Genomic DNA, 23,997 nt, shown 5'->3' on the forward strand with positions numbered 1-23,997 from the left:
ATGTCCCGTCGTGACGGCGACGTCCTTTCCCTGACCGCGGCCCAGCGGGAGATCTGGCTCGCCGAGCAGAGCTCCCGGACACCGATCCCCGGCTACCGAGTCGGTGAGTGCCTGGAGATCCACGGGCCGGTCGATCCTGAACTGTTCGACGCCGCGCTGCGCCTGGTCGTGGACGAGGTCGACGCCCTGCACGTGACCTTCGTCGACGACGGTGACGGCCCCTGCCAGATCCTCCGCGAGAGCTGGGACTGGGCGCCCGTCCACCTCGACTTCGGGTCGGAGCCGGATCCCCGGGCGACGGCCGTGCAATGGATGGAACGGGACCTGGCCCGCCCCTTAAACCTCACCCGTGACCCGCTGTTCGGCCACGCGCTGATCCGGCTGTCACCCACGGAGTTCCTCTGGTACCTCAACTACCACCACCTGGTGCTGGACGCGATCAGCAGCTCCATGGTCCGTCAGCGGGTCGGCGAGGTGTACTCGGCCCTGGCCGAGGGCGGCGACGTGCCGCCCTGCCCGTTCGGCTCCCTCCGGGACCTGGTCGACAGCGACGACGCCTACCGTGCGTCCGCCGACTTCCTCACCGACCGTGCCTACTGGACCGGGCGCTTCGCCGATCTGCCGGCGCCGACACGGCTCGCCGACACCTCCGCGACCGACCCGCACCGGGCCCTGCTCCTGGCCGAGGAGCGGGAACTGCGGAGTCCCGATGCCCTGCGTGCCGCGGCCGGCCGGGCCGGCGTCCGGTGGTCCCGCGTGGTCATCGCCGCGACGGCCCTCTACGCCCACCGGCTGAGCGGCGCCCAGGACGTGGTGCTCGCCCTCCCCGTCACCGCCCGTCGGGGCTCCGAGCGCAGCCTGCTGTCGGTGCCCGGCACCATGTCCAACGTGGTGCCCCTGCGGCTGACCGTGCGCCCCGACATGCCCTGGGGCGAGCTCGTCGCCCAGGTGGCCCGGGAGACCGAGTCGGCCGTCGCGCACGAGCGCTACCGCAGCGAGGACCTGCTGCGCGACCTCGGCGCACCCGGAAGCATCGGTACGGCGTTCCCGCTGATCGTCAACATCATGGCCTTCAACGCGCGGCCGAGCTTCGCGGGGCACCCCGCTTCGGTGCACCACTTCGTGTCGGGGTCGACCACCGACCTGGCCGTCTGGGTGTTCGACTACCGGGACGGCACCCCTCCGCTCCTCAGGCTGCACGGCGCGCCGGAGGCATACGCCGACGACGACCTCGCCGCACACCAGGAGCGGCTGCTCGCCCTGCTCGACGCCGTCGCGGAGTGCGACCCGGACGAGACGGTGGGCGGGATCGATCTGCTCACGGCGGATGAGCACGGTGATTTGGTGGCTCTGGGTACGGGTCCGGTGGTGGAGCCTTCCGGTGAGGGTCTGCTGGAGTTGTTCCGGGCTCGGGTGGGTGTGGTTCCGGATGCGTGTGCGGTGGTGGGTCCGGAGGGGTCGTTGTCGTTCGCGGAGTTGGATGCGCGGGCGAATCGGTTGGCGCATGCGTTGGTTGCTCGGGGTGTGGGTCCGGAGCGGTTGGTGGCGGTGGCGTTGCCGAGGTCGGCCGGGTTGGTGGTGGCGATCCTGGCGGTGCTGAAGGCGGGGGCGGCGTACGTTCCGGTGGATCCGGAGTATCCGGCCGCGCGGATCGCGTATCTGCTGGAGGATGCCTGTCCGGTTCTGTTGGTGACGGATGTGGCTACCGGGGGCCGGTTGCCGGAGGGGCCGGTGGGTCGGCTGGTGGTGGACGAGCCGGTGACGGCGGCCCTGGTGGCGGGGGGTCCGGTGGTGGACCCGGGGGTGTCGGTCGGTCCGGATCATCCGGCGTACGTCATCTACACCTCGGGTTCCACGGGCAGGCCCAAGGGCGTGGTCGCGACCCACGGCGGCCTGCGCAACCTGCTCGCCGACCACCTGCTGGTGCAGTTCGCACCGCTGCTGAAGGACCGGCAGCGGCTGAGGGTGGCGCTGACCACCTCGGTGTCCTTCGACGCCTCCTGGAACCAGCTGATGGCCCCCTTCGCGGGCCACGAGCTGCACGTCCTGGACCACGCGACCTGGACCGACCCGGAGGCCTTCGTCGACTACGCGGCGTCCCGGCGACTGGACTACGTCGAGGCCACCCCCTCCTACCTCCAGATCCTCGTCTCCGCCGGGCTGCTGGACGACCCGCGCCACCGTCCCGCGCTGGTCGCGGCCGGCGGCGAGGCCGTACCCGAGCAGCTGTGGGAGCGGCTGCGGGCCGCCGACGGGACATCCTGCCTCAACCTCTACGGACCCTCCGAGTGCACCGTCAACTCGGTGGCCGCGCCCGTGGCGTCGAGCCCGCGCCCGGTCATCGGCCGGCCCGTCACCAACTCCCGGCTGTACGTGCTCGACGCCGCGTTGCGGCCGGTGCCGGCCGGTGTGGCGGGTGAGCTGTACATCGCGGGTGCGGGGCTGGCGCGCGGCTACCTGAACCGTCCCGGCCTGACCTCGGGACGTTTCGTGGCGGACCCGTTCGGTCCAGGTGGCTCGCGGATGTACCGTACGGGCGACCTGGCGCGGTGGAACCGGGACGGGAACCTGGAGTTCCTCGGCCGCACCGACGACCAGGTCAAGATCCGGGGTCACCGGATCGAGCTCGGCGAGATCGAGGCGGTCCTCGCCGGCGACCCGCAGGTCGCGCGCGCCGCCGTCACGGTGCGCACCGACGAGGAACCCCGGCTGGTCGCGTACGTCGTCCCCGCCGAGGGGCAGACCGTCACGGTGGACGGAGTGCGGGCCCGGCTGCGGGAGCGGCTGCCCGCCTCCATGGTGCCGTCCGCCCTCGTGGTGCTGGACGCGCTGCCGCTGACCCCGAACGGCAAGCTCGACCGCCGCGCCCTCCCGGCCCCCGAGCAGCAGCCCGCCGCACCGGGGCGAGCTCCGCGCACCGCGGTCGAGCACCTGCTCCAGGGGCTGTTCGCCGAGGTGCTCGGGGTCGCCGAAGCCGGGCTGGACGACAGCTTCTTCGATCTCGGCGGGCACTCCCTGCTCGCCACCCGGCTGGTCGCCCGAGCCCGGTCGGTGCTGGGCGTGGAGCTGAGGCTGCACGACCTGTTCGACGCGCCGACGGTGACGGAGCTGGCCGCCGCGGTGGACGCCGCGGGCCGGGCGCGCCCGGCGCTGGGGCGGCGCGAGCGGCCCGGGACGGTCCCGCTCTCCTCCGCACAGCGCCGTCTGTGGTTCCTGCACCGGATGGAGGGCCCGAGCGCCACCTACAACATCCCGCTGACCCTGCGGCTGTCCGGAAGCCTGGACCTGCGCGCCCTGGAAGCCGCCCTCGCGGACGTGACCGAGCGGCACGAGAGCCTGCGCACCGTCTTCCCGGTGGCCGACGGCGTGCCGGGGCAGCGGGTGCTCGACGCCGACGCCGCACGGCCGCGGCTGCGGATGACCGAGGTCGGCGAGCGCGAGCTGCCCGACAGGCTGGCCCAGGCGGCGCGGCGTGGCTTCGAACTCTCCGACGAGCCGCCGCTGCGCGCCGAACTGTTCCGCCTCGGCGCCGAGGAGCACGTGCTGCTGCTGGTGATGCACCACATCGCCGGTGACGGCTGGTCGACCGGGCCGCTCTCGCGGGACCTGACGGCCGCCTACGCGGCCCGCAGCGGCGGAGCGAAGCCGCAGTGGTCGCCGCTCCCCGTCCAGTACGCCGACTACGCCCTCTGGCAGCAGGAGCTGCTGGGCGACGGCGCCGACCGGGACAGCCTGCTCAGCAACCAGCTCACCTACTGGCGGGAGCGTCTGACGGGCCTGCCCGAGCAGGCCGAGCTTCCCTTCGACCGGCCCCGGCCCGCGGCGATGACCTACCGGGGCGCCCAGCTGCCGGTACGGATCGACGCCGAGCTGCACCAGGCCCTGCGCGGACTCGCCCGCGACGGCGGAGCCAGCCTCTTCATGGTGCTCCAGGCCGGTCTGGCCGCTCTGCTGGGCAAGCTCGGCGCCGGCACCGACGTCCCCATCGGCACCCCGATCGCGGGGCGCACCGACGAGGCCCTGGACGACCTGGTCGGCTTCTTCGTCAACACCCTGGTGCTGCGCACCGACCTGTCCGGGGACCCCTCGTTCACCGAACTGCTGGGCCGGGTGCGCTCCGGGGCGCTGGAAGCCTACGCGCACCAGGAGATGCCGTTCGAGCATCTGGTGGAGGCGTTGAACCCGACCCGGACGCTCGCCCACCACCCGCTGTTCCAGACCATGCTCACCCTCCAGAACGCGCCGTTCGGCACCTTCGACCTGCCGGGACTGCGGGTGGCGACCGACCTGGTCCCCACCGGTACGGCCAAGTGCGACCTGAACTTCGTCCTGGCCGAACAGCCGGACGGGGACGGGCTGTCGGGCGTGGTGGAGTACAGCACCGATCTGTTCGACGCGGCCACCGTCGCCGGGATCGTCGAGCGGTGGCAGCGGCTGCTGCGCGCGGTCGCCGCCGCCCCCGGCCGGCGGATCGGCCAGGTGGACGTGGTGTCCGCCGACGAGCTCCGGGCCCTGCTGCCGGCCGGGACCGACCAGGACGGGGTGCTGCCGGAGTGCGGCCTGCCCGCGCTGTTCGAGCGGCAGGTACGGGCGAACCCCGCCGCGACCGCCCTCAGCGACGGCACGACATCCCTGACGTACGGCCAGTTGAACTCCCGCGCCAACCGGCTGGCGCACGCCCTGATCGGCCGCGGAGTGGGGCCGGAGCAGCTGGTGGCGCTGGCTCTGCCGCGCTCGGCGGAGCTGGTCGTGGCGGTTCTCGCGGTGCTCAAGGCCGGCGCCGCCTACGTGCCGGTGGACCCGGAGTACCCCGCCGCCCGCATCGCCTATCTGCTCCAGGACACCCGGCCCGCGCTCCTCGTGACGACGAGCCGGACCGGAGAGCGGCTGGAGTCCGGGGGAGTGGAGCGGCTGCTGCTGGACACCGCCGACCTGGACGGGCTGCCGGACACGGACCCGGGGATCGCCCTCGACCCCGGCCACACCGCCTACGTCATCCACACGTCCGGTTCCACCGGCAACCCCAAGGGCGTGGTGGTTCCGCACGGCAACGTGGTGCGCCTGTTCTCCACCACCCGGGAACTGTTCGGTTTCACCGCCGAGGACGTGTGGACCCTCTTCCACTCCTACGCCTTCGACTTCTCGGTGTGGGAGCTGTGGGGCCCGCTGCTGCACGGCGGCCGCCTGGTGGTCGTGGACCACGAGACCAGCCGGTCGCCCGGCCGGTTCCTGGAACTGCTCGCCCGCGAGCGGGTCACCGTGCTCAACCAGACGCCGTCCGCCTTCTACCAGCTGACGCAGGCGGACGCGGAGGCGCCGGAGACCGGCCGCCGACTCGCCCTGCGCACCGTGGTGTTCGGCGGCGAGGCGCTGGAGCACAGCCGACTGTCGAGCTGGTACGAGAGGCACCCGGACGACGCGCCGCGCCTGGTCAACATGTACGGCATCACCGAGACCACGGTGCACGTCACGTACGCGGCGCTCGACCGGTCCCCTGCCACCGGCCGGATCGGCGAGGCCCTCCCGGACCTTCGGGCGTACGTCCTCGACGACGGCCTGCGGCCGGTGGCCCCGGGCGTGCCCGGTGAGTTGTACGTCGCGGGCGCGGGCCTGGCACGCGGCTACCTGAACCGGCCGGCCCTGACCGCGGGGCGGTTCGTGGCGGACCCGTTCGGACCGCCGGGATCGCGCATGTACCGCAGCGGCGACGTGGTGCGCCGTGCGGTGGACGGCACTCTGCGCTACGTGGGCCGGGCGGACCAGCAGGTGAAGGTGCGCGGGTTCCGGATCGAACTCGGGGAGATCGAGGCGGCGCTCGCCGCGTGCCCCGGTGTCGCCCAGGTCGCCGTCCTGGCCCGCCAGGACCGGGCCGACGACACCCGGCTGGCCGCGTACGTGGTACCCGCCCGGGGCGCCGTGCTCGAAGCCGCCGGGCTGCGCGGAGACCTGCGGGAGCGGCTGCCGGAGTACATGGTGCCGTCGGCGTTCGTCATGCTGGACGCGCTGCCGCTGACCGTCAACGGCAAGCTGGACCACCGGGCCCTTCCCGCCCCCGACACCGCCCCGGCGGCCACCTCCCGTGCGCCGCGCACCCCGCAGGAGCAGATCCTCTGCGAGCTGTTCGCGGAGGTGCTGGGGGTGGCGTCCGTCGGTGTGGAGGACGGATTCTTCGACCTGGGCGGGCACTCCCTGCTGGCCACCCGCCTGGCCGCCCGCATCCGCGCGACGCTCGGCGTGGAAATGCCGCTGCGCACCCTGTTCGAGGCACCGGCCCCGGCGGGACTGGCCGCCGCCCTGGTGGCCGCCGGGCCGGCGCAGAGGGCCCTGGTGAAGCGCGAGCGACCCCCCATGGTCCCGCTGTCGTTCGCGCAGCGACGGCTGTGGTTCCTGCACCAGTTGGAGGGGGCGGCAGCGAGCTACCACATCTCCCTGGCCTGGCGACTGTCCGGGGACCTGGACCGGCGGGCACTGGAAGCCGCCGTGGCGGACGTGGTGGCCCGGCACGAAAGCCTGCGCACCGTCTTTCCCGCGGTGGACGGCGCGCCGCACCAGCAGGTGCTGGACGTGGCGGCGGCCCGCCCGCGGCTGCTCGTGGGCCGGACCACCGAGGCCGGACTCTCCGCGCTGATGGCGGAGGAGAAGGACCGTCCGTTCGACCTGGCGGCCGAGGTGCCGCTGCGGGTCTCGCTGTTCGAACTCGCGCCGGACGAGCACGTGTTCCAGTTGGTGCTCCACCACATCGCCGGCGACGGCTGGTCGCTGGGCCCGCTCACGCAGGGACTCACCGCCGCCTACGCGGCACGCAGGCACGGCGAGGAGCCGCGGTGGGCGCCCCTGCCGGTGCAGTACGCCGACTACACCCTGTGGCAGCACGAACTGCTCGGCGACGCCGCCGACCGGGACAGCCTGTTCGCGGGACACGCGGACTACTGGGCCCGGCAGCTGGCAGGTCTGCCGGAGTGCATCCAGCTGCCCACCGACCGCCCCCGCCCGGCGATCGCCACACACCGGGGCTCTTCCACGAGCGCCGGGCTGGACGCCGAGCTGCACCGCGGTCTTCGCGAGCTCGCCCGCGCGCACGGGACCAGTCTCTTCATGGTCCTCCAGGCGGCGCTGGCCGCGCTGCTGAGCAAGCTCGGCGCCGGCGACGACATCCCGGTCGGCAGCCCCGTCGCCGGACGGACCGACCAGGCGCAGGACGAACTGGTCGGCTACTTCGTCAACACCCTGGTGTTCCGCACCGACACGTCGGGCGATCCGACCTTCGCCGAACTGCTGGGCCGGGTCCGGGACACGGCGCTGGCCGGGTACGCCCACCAGGACCTCCCGTTCGAGTACCTGGTCGAGGTCCTCAACCCCTCCCGGTCGCTGGCGCACCACCCGCTGTTCCAGGTCATGCTGGTGCTCCAGAACGCGCCCCGGGCCGACTTCGCGCCGGCCGGGCTGCGCGTCGACGACATGCCGTCGGCGTCGACCACGGCCAAGCTCGACCTGATCTTCACCCTGTCCGAACGGCTCGCGGAGGACGGTACTCCGGACGGGATCGACGGGTCCGTCGAGTACACCACCGACCTGTACGAGCCGGCCGCCGTCGAGACGATGATCGGGCGGCTGGAGCGGCTGCTCCGCGCGGCGGTCGCCGATCCGCGACGCAGGCTCAGCGGGATCGATCTGCTCACGGCGGATGAGCACGGTGATTTGGTGGCTCTGGGTACGGGTCCGGTGGTGGAGCCTTCCGGTGAGGGTCTGCTGGAGTTGTTCCGGGCTCGGGTGGGTGTGGTTCCGGATGCGTGTGCGGTGGTGGGTCCGGATGGGTCGTTGTCGTTCGCGGAGTTGGATGCGCGGGCGAATCGGTTGGCGCATGCGTTGGTTGCTCGGGGTGTGGGGCCGGAGCGGTTGGTGGCGGTGGCGTTGCCGAGGTCGGCCGGGTTGGTGGTGGCGATCCTGGCGGTGCTGAAGGCGGGGGCGGCGTACGTTCCGGTGGATCCGGAGTATCCGGCCGCGCGGATCGCGTATCTGCTGGAGGATGCCCGTCCGGTTCTGCTGGTGACGGATGTGCGTACGGGTGGCCGGTTGCCGGAGGGGCCGGTGGGCCGGCTGGTGGTGGACGAGCCGGTGACGGCGGCCATGGTGGCGGGGGGTCCGGTGGTGGACCCGATGGTGTCGGTCGGTCCGGATCATCCGGCGTACGTCATCTACACCTCGGGCTCCACGGGCAGGCCCAAGGGCGTGGTCGCGACCCACGGCGGCCTGCGCAACCTGCTCGCCAACCAGTTGCCCCTGGTCTTCCGCGCGAAGAAGCGGATGCGGGTCGGACTGACCACGTCCGTGTCCTTCGACGCCTCCCTCGATCAGCTGATCGCCCTCTTCGCGGGCCACGAACTGCACGTCCTGGACGAGGCGACCAGGTCCGATCCGCGGGCCTACCTCGACTACGCCGCCCGTGCCGGACTGGACACCGTCGGCGGCACCCCGTCCTATCTGCAACTCCTCGTCGAGAACGGCCTGCTGGACAACCCCCGGTGGCGTCCCACGATGGTCGGGCTGGGCGGCGAGACCGTCCCCGAGCAGCTGTGGGAGCGGTTGCGGGCCGCCGACGGGGTGACCGCCCTGAACTACTACGGGCCGTCCGAGTGCACGGTGGACTCGGTCGTCGCGCCACTGGAATCCAGCCCGCACCAGGTGATCGGCCGGCCTCTCGGCGGTGTCCGGCTGTACGTGCTCGACGCCGCGTTGCGGCCGGTGCCGGCCGGTGTGGCGGGTGAGCTGTACATCGCGGGTGCGGGGCTGGCGCGCGGCTACCTGAACCGTCCCGGCCTGACCTCGGGACGTTTCGTGGCGGACCCGTTCGGTGCCGGCGGTTCGCGGATGTACCGTACGGGCGACCTGGCGCGGTGGAACCGGGACGGGAACCTGGAGTTCCTCGGCCGCACCGACGACCAGGTCAAGATCCGCGGATACCGGATCGAGCTCGGCGAGATCGAGGCGGTCCTCGCCGACCACCCGCAGGTCGCGCGCGCCGCCGTGATCGTCCGGCAGGACCGGGCGCGGGACTCCCGGCTGGTCGCCTATCCGGTGCCGGTCACCGGCGCGGAGCTCCGGCCGGAGGAGCTGCGGGCGCACCTGCGCGAACGGCTGCCGGACTACATGGTGCCGACCGCGTTCGTCCCCCTCGACACCCTGCCGCTGAACACCAGCGGCAAGGTGGACCGGCGTGCCCTGCCCGAGCCCGGGACCACCGCGACGCCGGCCGGACGGGCACCGCGTACTCCCCGGGAACAGGTGCTGGCCGGGCTGTTCGCCGAGGTGCTGGGCCTGCCCCGGGTCGGCGCCGACGACGACTTCTTCGATCTCGGCGGGCACTCCCTGCTCGCCACCCGGCTGGTGGCCAGGGTCCGTGCGACGCTGGGCGTGGAGCTGCCCCTGCGCACCCTCTTCCGTACCCCGACCGTGGCTGGGCTGGCCGACGGGCTGAGCGGCGCGGACCGGGCCCGGCTCGCCCTGGAGCGTGCGGAGCGGCCCGAGCGGGTACCGCTGTCGTCCGCCCAGCGGAGGCTCTGGTTCCTGCGCCAACTGGAGGGCGCGGACTCGGTCTACAACATGCCGCTCGCCTGGCGGCTCTCGGGAACGCTGGACCTGGCGGCCCTCGAAGCGGCCTTGGGCGACCTCGCCGACCGCCACGAAACCCTGCGCACGGTCTTCCCGAGCGCGGACGGCGTGCCCTACCAGCGGGTGTTCGCCGCGGGGGAGGCACGCCCGAAGGTGACGGTCACCCGGACCGACGACGCGGAGCTGCCCGGACTGCTGGCCGGGGCGGTGGCGCGCGGATTCGACATCGCGGCCGAACCACCGCTGCGCGCCCAGGTGTTCGAGATCTCGTCCGGTGAGCACGTGCTGCTCCTGGTGATGCACCACATCGCCGGCGACGGCTGGTCGCTGGGCCCGCTGGCCGCCGACCTCGCCACCGCGTACGCGGCACGCCGGCGCGGCGAGGCACCCCCGTGGCCGCCCCTGCCCGTGCAGTACGCCGACTACACCCTGTGGCAGCACCGACTGCTCGGTGAAGCGGCCGACCAGGAAAGCCTGTCGGCGCGTCAGACGGCCTACTGGACCCGGACGCTCGCGGAGCTGCCGGAGCAGATCAGGCTCCCCGCCGACCGCCACCGGCCCGCCACCCCCACCTACTCTGGCGGCCACCTGGCGATCGAACTGGACGCCGAACTCCACGACGGGCTGATCCGGCTGGGCCGGCAGCACGGCGCCAGCGTGTACATGGTGCTGCAGGCCGCCCTGGCCTCGCTGCTGGAGAAGCTCGGCGCCGGCACGGACATCCCGGTCGGCAGCCTCATCGCCGGCCGGACCGACCAGGCGCTGGACGACCTCATCGGGTTCTTCGTCAACACCCTGGTACTCCGTACGGACACCAGCGGCGACCCGTCCTTCGCCGAGCTGCTGGGACGGGTCCGGGAGGGCGCGCTCGGCGCCTACGCGCACCAGGACCTGCCGTTCGACCACGTCGTCGAAGCCCTCAACCCGTCCCGTTCGCTCGCCCGCCAGCCGCTGTTCCAGGTACTGCTCGCGCTGCAGAACGTGCCTCGCACCGAGTTCGCGCTGAGCGGCCTGGACACCGAGATCGTCCTGGTGCGGACGCCCACGGCCATGTTCGACCTCGGCTTCCACCTGCTGGAGCGCGGCGGCACGGGCGCGGCCGAGGGCATCGTCGGCCGGGTCGAATTCAGCACCGACCTCTTCGACCCCGCCACGGTCGAGGCGCTGGTCGCCCGGTGGCTGCGGCTGCTCGCGGCGGTGGTCGCCGAGCCGGAGCGTCCGCTCAGCCGGATCGACGTCCTCACCGCCGAGGAGCGCCGTGAGCTGCTGGTGGTTCGCAACGACACCGCCTGCGAGGTCCCCGACGCCACCCTGCCCGCGCTCTTCGAGGAGCGGGTCCGGGAGACTCCGGACGCTCCGGCGGTGCTGTTCGAGGGCGCCGTGCTGCCCTACCGCGAGCTGAACCGCAGGGCGAACCGGCTGGCCCACGCGCTGATCGCGCGCGGCGTGGGCCCGGAGCAGGTGGTCGCCCTGCGGCTGCCACGTTCGGCCGAGCTGGTGGTCGCCGTCCTCGCGGTGCTCAAGACGGGCGCGGCCTACCTGCCGATCGACCCGGACTACCCGTCCGCCCGCATCGATTACATGCTGCGGGACGCCCGTCCGGCGGTGGTGCTCGACGACCTCGCGGCCGTCACGCCCTCCGGTCCGCTGCCCGAGCACGATCCGGCCGTCCCGGTGGACGACCGGCACCCCGCCTACGTCATCTACACCTCCGGTTCCACCGGACGCCCCAAGGCCGTGGTGATGCCCGCCGGTGGACTGCTCAACCTGCTGGCCTGGCACCACCGGGCCGTCGGCGGCGAAGCAGGCACGCGCACCGCGCAGTTCACCGCGATCAGCTTCGACGTCTCGGTGCAGGAGATGCTCTCCGCGCTGCTGTACGGCAAGACCCTGGTGGTGCCGACCGAGGAGCAGCGCCGCAGCGCCGAACTGTTCGCCCACTGGCTGGACCGGCACCGGGTCGAGGAGCTGTTCGCGCCGAACCTGGTGATCGAGGCGCTGGCCGAGGCCGCCGAAGAGGCGGGCCTTGACCTGCCGCACCTGCGGCTGGTCGCGCAGGCCGGAGAGGCGATGCGGCTGGGGAGTGCCGTGCGCCGCCTCCAGGCCCGCCGGCCGGGCCGGGTGCTGCACAACCACTACGGGCCCGCCGAGACCCATGTCATCACCGCCTATCCGCTGCCGGCCGACGCCGCCGACTGCCCGCAGCCGGTGCCGATCGGCCGCCCGATCGCCAACTGCCGTGCCTACGTGCTGGACCAGGCCCTGCGGCCGGTCGCTCCCGGCGTGACGGGAGAGCTCTACCTCGCGGGCGCCGGCCTGGCGCGTGGCTACCTGAACCGTCCCGGCCCGAGCGCCGGACGCTTCGTCGCCGACCCGTACGGGCCGGCGGGCACGCGGATGTACCGCACCGGCGACCTGGTGCGCTGGCGCGCCGACGGCGAGCTGGAATTCGCCGGCCGGGTCGACCACCAGGTCAAGGTGCGCGGGTTCCGGATCGAGCCGGGCGAGATCGAAGCCCAGCTCACCGAACACCCGGGCGTCGCCCAGGTCGCGGTGCTGGCCCGCGAGGACCGGCTCGTCGCCTGGGTCGTCGCTTCGGACACGACCGGGGCGACCGCGGGGGCGCTCGCGGCGCACCTGCGCGACCGGGTGCCCGAGTACATGGTGCCGTCCGCGTTCGTGCTGCTCGACGCGCTGCCGCTGACACCGAACGGCAAGCTCGACCGGGCGGCCCTGCCCACCCCGGAGCCCGCCACGCCCGCGGGCGGCCGTGCTCCGCGCACACCTCAGGAACAGATCCTGTGCGAGCTGTTCGCCGAGGTGCTGGGCCTCGCCCGGGTCGGGGTCGACGAGGACTTCTTCGCGCTGGGCGGGCACTCCCTGCTCGCGACCCGGCTGGTCTCGCGGGTCCGGGCGACCCTCGGGGTCGAAGTGGAGCTGCGAGCCCTGTTCCGGAGCCCCACCCCTGCCGGGATGGCGGCCGGGCTGCACGACGCACGCAGCGCGCGGCGGGCCCTGGTGCCCAGGCCCCGCCGTGAACCCATGCCACTGTCCTTCGCGCAGCGACGGCTCTGGTTCCTCCAGCAGTTCGGGGCGCCGAGCGCCACTTACCACATGCCGCTGGCCCTGCGGCTGACCGGTGACCTCGACCGGGCCGCGCTGAGCGCCGCGCTCGTGGACGTGATGACCCGGCACGAGACGCTGCGCACGGTCTTCCCGCACACGGGCGGAATCCCGCACCAGAGGGTGCTCGACACCGCCGAGGCCGCCCTTCCGCTGACCGTACGCACCACCGGGGAGAAGGAGGTACGCGCCCTGCTCCGGGAGTCGGCGGTGCGCGGCTTCGACCTGACCTCGGAAGTACCGCTGCGGGCCGAGCTGTTCGCCGTCGCGCCGGACGAGCACGTGCTGCTGCTGGTCATGCACCACATCGTCGGGGACGGCTGGTCCATGGGCCCGCTCGCCCGCGACCTGGCCACCGCCTACACCACCAGGCAGGCCGGCGAGGCGCCGGCCTGGCCGCCACTGCCGGTGACGTACGGCGACTACACCCTGTGGCAGCACGAGATCCTGGGCGACGAGCACGACGCCGACAGCCTGTTCACCCGCCAGGTCGCCTACTGGAAGCGGACGCTGGCCGGGCTGCCCGAGCAGCTCCGACTCCCCGCGGACCGGCCGCGCCCGGCCGTCATGTCGTACGGAGGGGACCTGGCAGAGCTCAGGATCGACGCCGAACTGCACGGCCGACTGCTCGAGTTGGCGCGACGATCGGGGGCGACCCTGTTCATGGTGTTGCAGGCGGCTCTGGCGGCGTTGTACACGCGGTTGGGTGCGGGTACGGACATCGCGGTCGGTAGTCCGATCGCGGGGCGTACGGATGAGGCGTTGGACGAGTTGGTGGGGTTCTTCGTCAATACGCTGGTGTTGCGTACCGATACGAGTGGTGATCCGAGTTTCGCGGAGTTGCTGGGCCGGGTGCGGGAGACGGCGTTGTCGGGTTACGCGCACCAGGACGTGCCGTTCGAGCATCTGGTGGAGGCGCTGAACCCGTCCCGCTCCCTCTCCCATCACCCCCTGTTCCAGACCGGGCTGGTCGTGCAGAACGCGCCGGGCGGCGACTTCGAACTGCCGGGCCTCCAGGTCTCCGGGATGGCCGTGCTCACCGGGACGGCGCGACTCGACCTGACCTTCGGGTTCGCGGAGGAATACGGGCCCGACGGCGCGCCGGCCGGGCTCGGTGGTGCGGTCGAGTACAGCACCGACCTGTTCGACCGCCCGACGGTCGAGCTCCTGGCCACCCGGCTGACCAGGCTGCTGGCCGCAGTCGCCGCCGCGCCCGACCGGCCGATCGGCGGGATCGATCTGCTCTCCGCCGGGGAACGCGGCGAACTGCTGCCCGCCGTCCAGGACCCGGCCCCCGGAGCGAGCCTGCCCGAGCTCTTCGCGGCGCGAGTGGCCCTGGCGCCGGACGCGTTGGCGTTGGTCTGTGGTGGGGTTGAGTTGACGTATCGTCAGCTCGATGTGCGGGCGAACCGGTTCGCGCATGCGTTGATCGCTCGGGGGGTTGGTCCGGAGCAGGTCGTGGCGGTGGCTCTGCCGAGGTCGGTGGAGTCGGTGGTGGCGGTTCTGGGTGTGCTGAAGGCGGGTGCGGCGTATCTGCCGGTGGATCCGGCCTATCCGTCGTCGCGGATCTCCTTCATGCTGGCGGACTCCGGTCCGGCGGTGGTCGTCGACGATCCGGCGATGGTGGCCGAGGGCGACTGGCCGGACACCGACCCGGAGGTCGCGCTCGACGTCCGGCATCCGGCCTACGTGATCTACACCTCCGGCTCGACCGGCCGCCCCAAGGGCGTCGCGGTGAGCCACTCCGGCGTCTCGGGCCTGGTGGCCGCGCAGGTGGACCGCCTCGGCGTCGAGCCGGGCAGTCGGGTGCTCCAGTTCGCCTCGCCGAGCTTCGACGCGTCCTTCTGGGACCTCTGCGGCGCCCTGCTCAGCGGCGCCGCCCTCGTCCTGGCCCCGGCCGAGGCCCCGTTGGAAGCCCTGACGGACCGCCGGCTCGCCGTCACCCACGTGACGCTGCCGCCCTCGGCGCTGACCGCGGTGGACACCGCCGCACTCACGGCCACCACGCTGGTGGTGGCGGGCGAGGCGTGCCCGCCGGAGCTGGTGGCACGCTGGGCTCCCGGACGCCGGATGGTCAACGCGTACGGCCCGACCGAGACGACCGTGTGCGCGACCATGAGCGACCCGCTGTCGGCGGGATCCGGTGTGCCGCCGATCGGGCGACCGGTCGCGGGCTTCCGGGTGTACGTGCTGGACGAGCGGCTGCGCCTCGTGCCGCCGGGCGTGGAAGGGGAGCTGTACGTCGCCGGCCCCGGGCTGGCACGCGGTTACCTGAACCGGCCGGGACTGACATCGGGACGGTTCGTCTCCTGCCCGTTCGGACCGGCGGGCGCACGGATGTACCGCACCGGCGACCTGGTACGGCGTCGGACCGACGGCGCACTGGAGTACGTGGGGCGCGCCGACCAGCAGGTGAAGGTCCGCGGCTTCCGCGTCGAGCCCGGCGAGGTCGAGGCCGCGCTGGCCGAGCACCCCGCCGTCGCCCAGGCGGCCGTCGTGGCCCGGGACGACCGGCTTGTCGGCTACGTGGCCACCCGGCCCGACCTGGCCGTCCGTCCCACGGAGCTGGCGGCGCACCTGCGCGAGCGCCTGCCGGACTACCTGGTGCCGTCCGTCTTCGTCGTGAGGGACGCGTTGCCGTCGACGCCCAACGGGAAGCTGGACCGGGCCGCGCTGCCCGCGCCCGAAACCGCTCCGGAGGGCGGCGGGCGGATGCCGCGCACCCCGCAGGAGCAGATCCTCGCCGGGCTGTTCGCCGAGGTGCTGGACGTGCCGAAGGTCTCGGTCGACGACGACTTCTTCGCGCTGGGCGGGCACTCCCTGCTCGCCACCCGGCTGGTCGCCAGGCTGCGCTCGGTGCTCGGCGTGGAGCTCGGGCTGCGCGCACTCTTCCAGGCGCCCACCGTGGCCGGTCTGGCCGAGGCGCTGACCGGGACCGGCCGGCCGCGCCCCGCCCTGACCGCGTACGAGCGGCCCGGGACCGTGCCGCTCTCCTTCGCTCAGCGCCGGCTCTGGTTCCTGCACCGTATGGACGCAGCCGCCGCGACCTACCACATCCCGCTGGCGCTGCGGCTGACCGGAACGCTCGACCGTGTCGCGCTCGACCAGGCGCTCGCGGACGTGGTGGCCCGGCACGAGAGCCTGCGGACGGTGTTCCCCGAAGTCGGCGGCGTACCGTGCCAGCGCGTACTGGACACCGCGGCGGTCCGCCTCCCGGTCCTGCCGGCCGAGGTGACGCGGGCCGAACTGCCCGAGTGCCTCGCCGAGTCGGCCCGGCAGCCCTTCGATCTGGCGACCGAGCCGCCGCTGCGGGCGGAGCTGTTCGCCGTCGCGCCGGACGAGCACGTACTCCTGCTGGTCATGCACCACATCGCCGCCGACGGCTGGTCCACCGGACCACTCGCCCGCGATCTGGCCGAGGCGTACGCGGCCCGCTGCGAAGGACGTACGGCGAACCGGCCCGCCCTGCCGGTGAGTTACGCCGACTACACGCTGTGGCAGCGCGAGCTGCTCGGGGACCCCGCCGACCCGGAGAGCCGGTTCGCCGAGCAGCTCGACTACTGGAAGCGACAGCTGTCCGACCTGCCGGAGCTGCTCCGACTGCCCACCGACCGGCCGCGCCCCGCCGTCGCCGGCTGGCGCGGCGACCACGTCGCCCTGGAGCTCGACGCGGAACTGCACACCGCCCTCGCGACGTTGGCGCGGAGCACCGGGACGAGCCTGTTCATGGTGTTGCAGGCGGCTCTGGCGGCGTTGTACACGCGGTTGGGTGCGGGTACGGACATCGCGGTCGGTAGTCCGATCGCGGGGCGTACGGATGAGGCGTTGGACGAGTTGGTGGGGTTCTTCGTCAATACGCTGGTGTTGCGTACCGATACGAGTGGTGATCCGAGTTTCGCGGAGCTGCTGGGCCGGGTGCGGGAGACGGCGTTGTCGGGTTACGCGCACCAGGACGTGCCGTTCGAGCATCTGGTGGAGGCGCTGAACCCGTCCCGCTCCCTCGCCCATCACCCCCTGTTCCAGACCGTCCTGGCCGTGCAGAACGCCCCCATGGGCCGGTTCGACCTGCCCGGCCTGGACGTCGACACCTACGCGGTCGCGACCAAGACCGCCAAGTTCGACCTCGGCGTGAGCATGGTCGAGCAGTTCGGTGCGGACGGGAACCCGGCCGGAATCGTCGGCGCGGTCGAGTACGCCACCGACCTGTTCGACCACTCGACGGTCGCCTCCCTGGTCAGGCGGTGGACGCTCCTGCTGGAGGCCGTCACCGCCGACCCGGAGCAGGCGATCGGAGCCATCGACCTCCTCGACACCGGCGAGCGGCACCGGTTGGTGGAACAGGACAACGAGACCGCCCGGGACGTGGACACCGTCCCGCTGCCGCGGGCCCTCGCGGCGCAGGTGGCTCTGACGCCGGACGCGTTGGCGTTGGTCTGTGGTGGGGTTGAGTTGACGTATCGTCAGCTCGATGTGCGGGCGAACCGGTTCGCGCATGCGTTGATCGCTCGGGGGGTTGGTCCGGAGCAGGTCGTGGCGGTGGCTCTGCCGAGGTCGGTGGAGTCGGTGGTGGCGGTTCTGGGTGTGCTGAAGGCGGGTGCGGCGTATCTGCCGGTGGATCCGGCCTATCCGTCGTCGCGGATCTCCTTCATGCTGGCGGACTCCGGTCCGGCGGTGGTCGTCGACGATCCGGCGATGGTGGCCGAGGGCGACTGGCCGGACACCGACCCGGAGGTCGCGCTCGACGTCCGGCATCCGGCCTACGTGATCTACACCTCCGGCTCGACCGGCCGCCCCAAGGGCGTCGTGGTCGGCCACGGCGGAGTGGCGAGCCTCGTCGCCGGACAGATCGAGCGCTTCGCGATCGAACCCGGCAGCCGAGTCCTCCAGTTCGCCTCGCCGAGCTTCGACGCGTCGGTTTCGGAGATCTTCACCGCCCTGCTGTGCGGAGCGGCCCTGGTGCTGCCCTCCGCGGCCGAGCCGCTCGCCGCGCTGACCGATCCGGGCCTCGGCGTCACCCACGTGACGGTGCCCCCCTCGGTCCTCGCCGCCGTGCCGGACGGCGAAGTCACCGCGTCGACGCTGGTGGTGGCGGGTGAGGCGTGCCCGCCGGAGCTGGTGGCACGCTGGGCTCCCGGACGCCGGATGGTCAACGCGTACGGCCCGACCGAGACGACCGTGTGCGCGACCATGAGCGACCCGCTGACCCCGGCGGCGGGTGTGCCGCCGATCGGCCGGCCGATCGCCAACGCCCGGGTGTACGTCCTGGACGACCGGCTGAGTCCGGTGCCGACGGGCGTCACGGGTGAGCTGTACATCGCGGGCGCCGGCCTCGCGCGGGGATACCTGAACCGGCCGGGCCTGACGGCCGGAAGGTTCGTCGCCTGCCCGTTCGTACCGGGTGAGCGCATGTACCGCACCGGCGACCTGGTGCGCAGGCGGGGCGACGGCCAGCTGGAGTACGCCGGCCGCGCCGACGACCAGGTGAAGGTCCGCGGCTTCCGCGTCGAGCCCGGCGAGGTCGAGGCCGCGCTGGCCGAGCACCCCGCCGTCGCCCGGGCGGCCGTCGTGGCCCGGGACGACCGGCTCGTCGGCTACGTCGTCGCGCACCAGGACGAGGCCCGGGACAACGGGCTGGAAGCGGACCACGTGGGCGAGTGGCAGGACATCTACGACGCCCTGCCCATCGCCCCCGAAGAAGCGGCCTTCGGCCACAACTTCGTCGGCTGGAACAGCAGTTACGACGCCAGCCCGATTCCGGCCGAGCAGATGCGGGAGTGGCGGGACGCCACCGTGGCCCGCATCCTGGCCCTGCGCCCGCGCCGGGTGCTGGAAGTCGGCGTCGGTACCGGCCTGCTCCTCTCGCAGGTCGCGCCCCACTGCGAGACCTACTGGGCGACCGACTTCTCCGCCACCGCGATCGACGCCCTGACCGCCCAGGTGGCGGGGGAGGAGCGACTGACCGGCCGCGTGGTGCTGCAGACCCGTCCGGCGCACGACACCGACGGGCTGCCGGCCGGGGAGTTCGACACCATCGTGATCAACTCGGTGGTGCAGTACTTCCCGTCCGCCGACTACCTCGCCGACGTGATCGGAAAGCTGATGGGGCTGCTCGCCCCGGGCGGCGCGCTCTTCATCGGCGACGTCCGCAACCTGAGGCTGCTGCGCCCGCTGGCCACCGCCGTCCAGCTGCACCGGACCGGCGGCGGCACCGACCCCGAGGCCGTGCGCCGGGCGGTGGAGCAGGCTGTCAGGGTGGAGAAGGAACTCCTGGTCGACCCGGACTTCTTCGCCGTACTGCGGACCCACGGCACGGACATCGGCGCGGTGGCCGTGGAGGTCAAGCGGGGCCGCCACCACAACGAACTGACCCGCTACCGCTACGACGTGACGCTGCACAAGGCTCCGGTCGCCCCGACGACACCGGGCCGGTCCGTCGAGCTCGCGTGGGGGCGGCGGATCACCGCGCCGGCCGAGCTGCGCGAGCTGCTCGCCCGGCCGTCCGCCGAGGTGCTGCGGATCACCGGGGTGCCGAACCGCCGCGTGGTGCGGGAGGCCGCCCTGGCCAGGGCGGTGCGGGACGGGGACGTACGGATCGCGGAGCTGCTGGAGCGGCTGCGCGCCCCCGAAGACACCTCCGAGGAGAGCGGACTCCCCGATCCGGAGGAGTTCCACTCCCTCGGGAAGGAGTTCGGCCGCGCCGTGGCCGTCACCTGGTCGGCGACCCGGGCCGACGCCGTGGACGTCGTCTTCGCCGACCCGCGGACGCCCGGGGGCTCCCCGGCCGAGCCGTACCGGCCGGCCGGAGCCACCGGCAGGACACTGTCGTCGCTGACCAACCGTCCGACCGGCAGCCGGGGGACCGGCGCCCTCCTCGGCGAACTCCGCGACTGGCTGCGCGGGCGGCTGCCCGACTACCTGGTCCCGTCGGCGTTCGTGGCGCTGGACGCGCTGCCGCTGACGGCCAGCGGCAAGCTCGACCGCCGCGCGCTGCCCGCCCCCGACCTCGGCGCCGCCGTGACCGGGCGGGCGCCGCGCACCCCGCAGGAGCAGCTCCTCGCCGAACTTTTCGCCGAGGTGCTCGGGCTGGCACAGGTCGGGGTCGAGGACAGCTTCTTCGACCTCGGCGGACACTCGCTGCTGGCGACCCGCCTGGCCTCCAGGGTCCGGGCGACCCTTGGCGCGGAGCTGGAGGTCCGGACCCTGTTCGAGACCCCGACGGTCGCCGCACTCGCGGCTCGCCTGGACGGCTCCGGAGCGGCGCGGCCCGCACTGACCGCCCGCCCTCGCCCCGAGCGGGTCGAGCTGTCCTTCGCCCAGCGCCGCCTGTGGTTCCTGCACCGGATGGACGGGCCGAGCGCCACCTACAACATGCCGCTCGCGCTCAGCCTGACCGGCGACCTCGACCGCTCGTCCCTGCACACCGCGCTCGCGGACGTGATCGGCCGGCACGAGAGCCTGCGGACCGTCTTCCGCGAGACCGACGGCGTGCCGTACCAGGTGGTGCTGAGCCCCGAACAGGCGCACCCGGCGCTCCCGGTGGTCGAGCTCGACGAGGCCCGGCTGGCCGGGCGGCTGGCGGACTCGGCCGGGCGCGGGTTCGACCTGGCCGCCGATCCGCCGGTGCGGGCCGAGCTGTACGCGCTCGCCCCCGACCGGCACGTACTCCTGGTCGTGGTGCACCACATCGCCGCGGACGGCTGGTCGATGGGGCCGCTCTCCGGTGACCTCGCGACGGCCTACGCGGCGCGCTGCCGGGGCGAGGAACCCCCGTGGTCCCCGCTGCCGGTGCAGTACGCCGACTACACCCGCTGGCAGCGCGATCTGCTCGGCGACGCCGACGACCCGGACAGCCTGTTCGCCCGGCAACTCACGTACTGGAAGGCCGAACTGGCGGGAATCCCGCAGCAGGTGCAGCTGCCCTCCGACCGGCCCCGGCCGCCGGTGGCCTCCCAGCGCGGCGACCGGGTCGTGGTCCGGCTCGATCCCGAGCTGCACCAGGCACTGCGCGACCTGGCCACCGCACGCGGCGCCAGCATGTTCATGGTGCTGCAAGCAGGTCTGGCGGCCCTGCTCACCCGGCTCGGCGCCGGTACGGACATCCCCGTCGGCAGCCCGATCGCCGGCCGTACCGACCAGGCGCTGGACGATCTCGTCGGCTTCTTCGTCAACACCCTGGTCCTGCGCACCGACACCGGGGGCGACCCCGGATTCGCCGACCTGCTCGGCCGGGTGCGGCAGAAGGCGCTCACCGCGTACGACCACCAGGACGTGCCGTTCGAGTACCTGGTCGAGGTGGCCAACCCGGTGCGGTCGCTCGCCCACCACCCGCTGTTCCAGATCATGCTGGCCCTGCAGAACGCACCGGTCGGCGCGTTCGCCCTGCCGGGGCTGGAGACGGGCCACGTGGCGGCCCCGACCGGGACCTCGCGGGTCGACCTGACGTTCAGCCTGGCCGAACAGTTCCGCCCGGACGGCGGCGCCGACGGTCTGGCCGGCGCCGTGGAGTACGCCACCGACCTCTTCGACGCGTCCACCGTGGAGTCGCTGTTCGAGCGCTGGGTCCGTCTGCTGCGCGCGGCGGTCGCCGACCCGGACCTTCCGATCAGCCGGATCGACCTCATGTCCGGCGAGGAACGTCACCGGCTGCTGTACGAGGTGAACGACACGGCCGCGGAGCTGCCGTCGGCCCCGTTGCCGGAGCTCTTCGCCCGCCAGGTGGGGGCCACCCCGGACGCGGTCGCGGTCGTGGCGGGCGGCACCGAGCTGACCTACGCGCAACTCGACCAGCGGGCGGACCGCCTGGCGAGGGCGCTGATCCGCCAGGGCGTGCGGCCCGAGACGCCGGTCGCGGTCCTGATGGACCGCTCGGCGGAACTGGTCGTGGCGATCCTCGCGATCATCAAGGCCGGCGGCGCCTACGTACCGCTCGACTCGCGCTTCCCCTCCTCCCGGATCGATCTGATCCTGCGGGAGAGCGGAGCCGCCGTCGTGCTCACCGAGGAGGTGCTCACCGCCCTGGCGCAGTCCGAGGACGCCGGTCCGGGCGGGGCCGAAGCGGTCTGCCGCGAGGACCAGTTGGCGTACGTCATGTACACCTCCGGTTCGACCGGACGTCCGAAGGGCGTGGCCGTCACCCACCGGGACGTGGTGGGGCTCGCGCTGACCCCCGAGTGGCGGGGCGGCGGCCACGAGCGGGTGCTGATGCACTCCCCGACCGCCTTCGACCTCTCGACCTACGAACTGTGGGTCCCGCTGCTCAACGGCGGCCGGGTCGTGGTCGCACCGCCCGAGCGGCTCGACCTCGACCTGCTGCAGCACACGATCACCACCCACGGGGTGACCGGCCTGTGGCTGACCGCCGGACTGTTCCGGCTGGTCGCCGAGGAGCGCCCGGGCCTGCTCGCCGGAGTGCGCGAGGTGTGGACCGGCGGCGACGTGGTCTCCCCGGCCGCGGCCGCCCGCGTCCGAGCCGCCTGCCCCACCATCCAGGTGGTCAACGGCTACGGGCCCACCGAGGCCACCACCCTGGCCACCTGCCACCCGGTGCGAGAGCTCTCCGAGAACGCGGCGACCGTGCCGATCGGCGCGCCGATGGCGAACATGCGCGCCTACGTGCTCGACGACCGGCTGCGGCCGGTGCCGACGGGCATGGTCGGTGAGCTGTACCTCGCGGGAACGGGCGTGGCCCGCGGATACTTCGGCCGGCCCGGCCTCACGGCGGAGCGCTTCACCGCCGACCCGTACGGTCCGGCCGGGAGCCGTATGTACCGCACCGGCGACCTCGCCTGGTGGCTTCCCGACGGCACGCTGGAGTTCGCCGGACGCGTCGACCACCAGGTCAAGCTGCGCGGTCTGCGGATCGAGCCCGGCGAGATCGAGGCCGTCCTCGCGGGCTGCCCCGGCGTCGCCCAGGCGGCCGTGGTCGCCCGCGAGGACAGGCCCGGGGACAAGCGGCTCGTGGCCTATCTGGTGCCCGCGCCGGAGGGTGCGCCCGAGCAGGCCGAGCTGTCCGGCCGACTGCGCCGCGAACTCCCCGACTACATGGTGCCGGCGGCGTTCGTCACCGTGGAGGCGCTGCCGCTGACCGCCAACGGCAAGCTCGACCGGGCCGCACTGCCCGCCCCCGACTACGGGGCGTCGGACGGCGGCCGCGGCCCGCGGACGCCGCAGGAACAACTGCTGTGCGGCCTCTTCGCCGAAGTCCTCGGCCGCGAGCAGGTCGGCATCGACGACAACTTCTTCGACCTGGGCGGCCACTCGCTGCTCGCCGCCCGGCTGGCCTCCCGGGTCCGCGAGACCCTCGGCCTGGAGCTGGGGCTGCGCCTGCTGTTCGAGGCGCCGACCGTGGCCGGCCTCACCGACCGCCTGGCCATGAACAATCCGGACGACGCGCTGGACGTACTGCTGCCGCTGCGTTCGACCGGGACGGAGACACCGCTCTTCTGCGTCCACCCCGGCGGCGGCATCAGCTGGTCGTACAGCGGGCTGCTGAACCACCTCGGCCCGCAGCACCCGGTCTACGCGCTCCAGGCGCGCGGCCTCGGCCGGCCGGAGCCGCTGCCCACGTCCTACGAGGAGATGGCATCCGACTACGCCGACCACGTGCAGAAGATCCAGCCGGAGGGGCCGTACCTGCTGCTCGGCTGGTCGGCGGGTGGGCTGATCGCCCACGCGCTCGCCTGCGAGCTGCAGGCGCGCGGCGAGCGGACCGCGCTGCTGGCCGTCCTCGACGCGTACCCGGTGAAGGACGTGCGCTTTGAGGAGGAGCCGGTGCCCACCGTGCGGGACGTGCTCGTCGGAGTGCTCGACGTCGACCCGGACGAGCTGGGCGACCGGGAGATCACCTACGCCGAGGTCGCCGAGGTGCTGAACAGGCGGGGCAGCGCGCTGGCCGGGCTGAACGAGCGGCAGGTCGAGGTGATCGTCCAGATCATGATCAACAACGCCAAGCTGGCGGTCGACTTCGTACCCGGCAGGTACGACGGGGACCTGCTGCTCTTCAACTCCACCATCGGCCGGGGCCACGACGACGCCGGCCCGGAGGTCTGGCACCCGTACATCGGGGGCCGGATCGAATCGCACGAGGTCACCACCCGGCACGACCAGATGACCCAAGCGGGTTCCCTGGCCCAGATCGGACCGGTCCTGGCCGCCAGGATCGCCGAGGCCACCCGGGGCACCGCCCTCGCCGGAGACACCGGAGACACCGGGACCGCTGGAACCGCCACGGGTGCCGGAACCACCGGAACCCGCTGAACCACCGGA

Annotated in this window: 1 protein-coding gene; it reads left to right on the forward strand. The window is 73.2% G+C overall.

From position 1 onward, the window contains the following. Complete coding sequence (locus OG599_RS32595; protein ID WP_327179562.1) at window positions 1-23,988, forward strand: non-ribosomal peptide synthase/polyketide synthase; 23,988 nt, start codon at window positions 1-3, stop codon at window positions 23,986-23,988. The last annotated feature ends 9 nt before the right edge of the window (window positions 23,989-23,997 follow it).

Source organism: Streptomyces sp. NBC_01335, from assembly GCF_035953295.1.
GTDB lineage: Bacteria > Actinomycetota > Actinomycetes > Streptomycetales > Streptomycetaceae > Streptomyces.

Excerpts from the sequence above, each read along its gene's own strand:
- OG599_RS32595 (WP_327179562.1), top strand. The coding sequence starts at position 1 with ATGTCCCGTCGTGACGGCGACGTCCTTTCCCTGACCGCGGCCCAGCGG.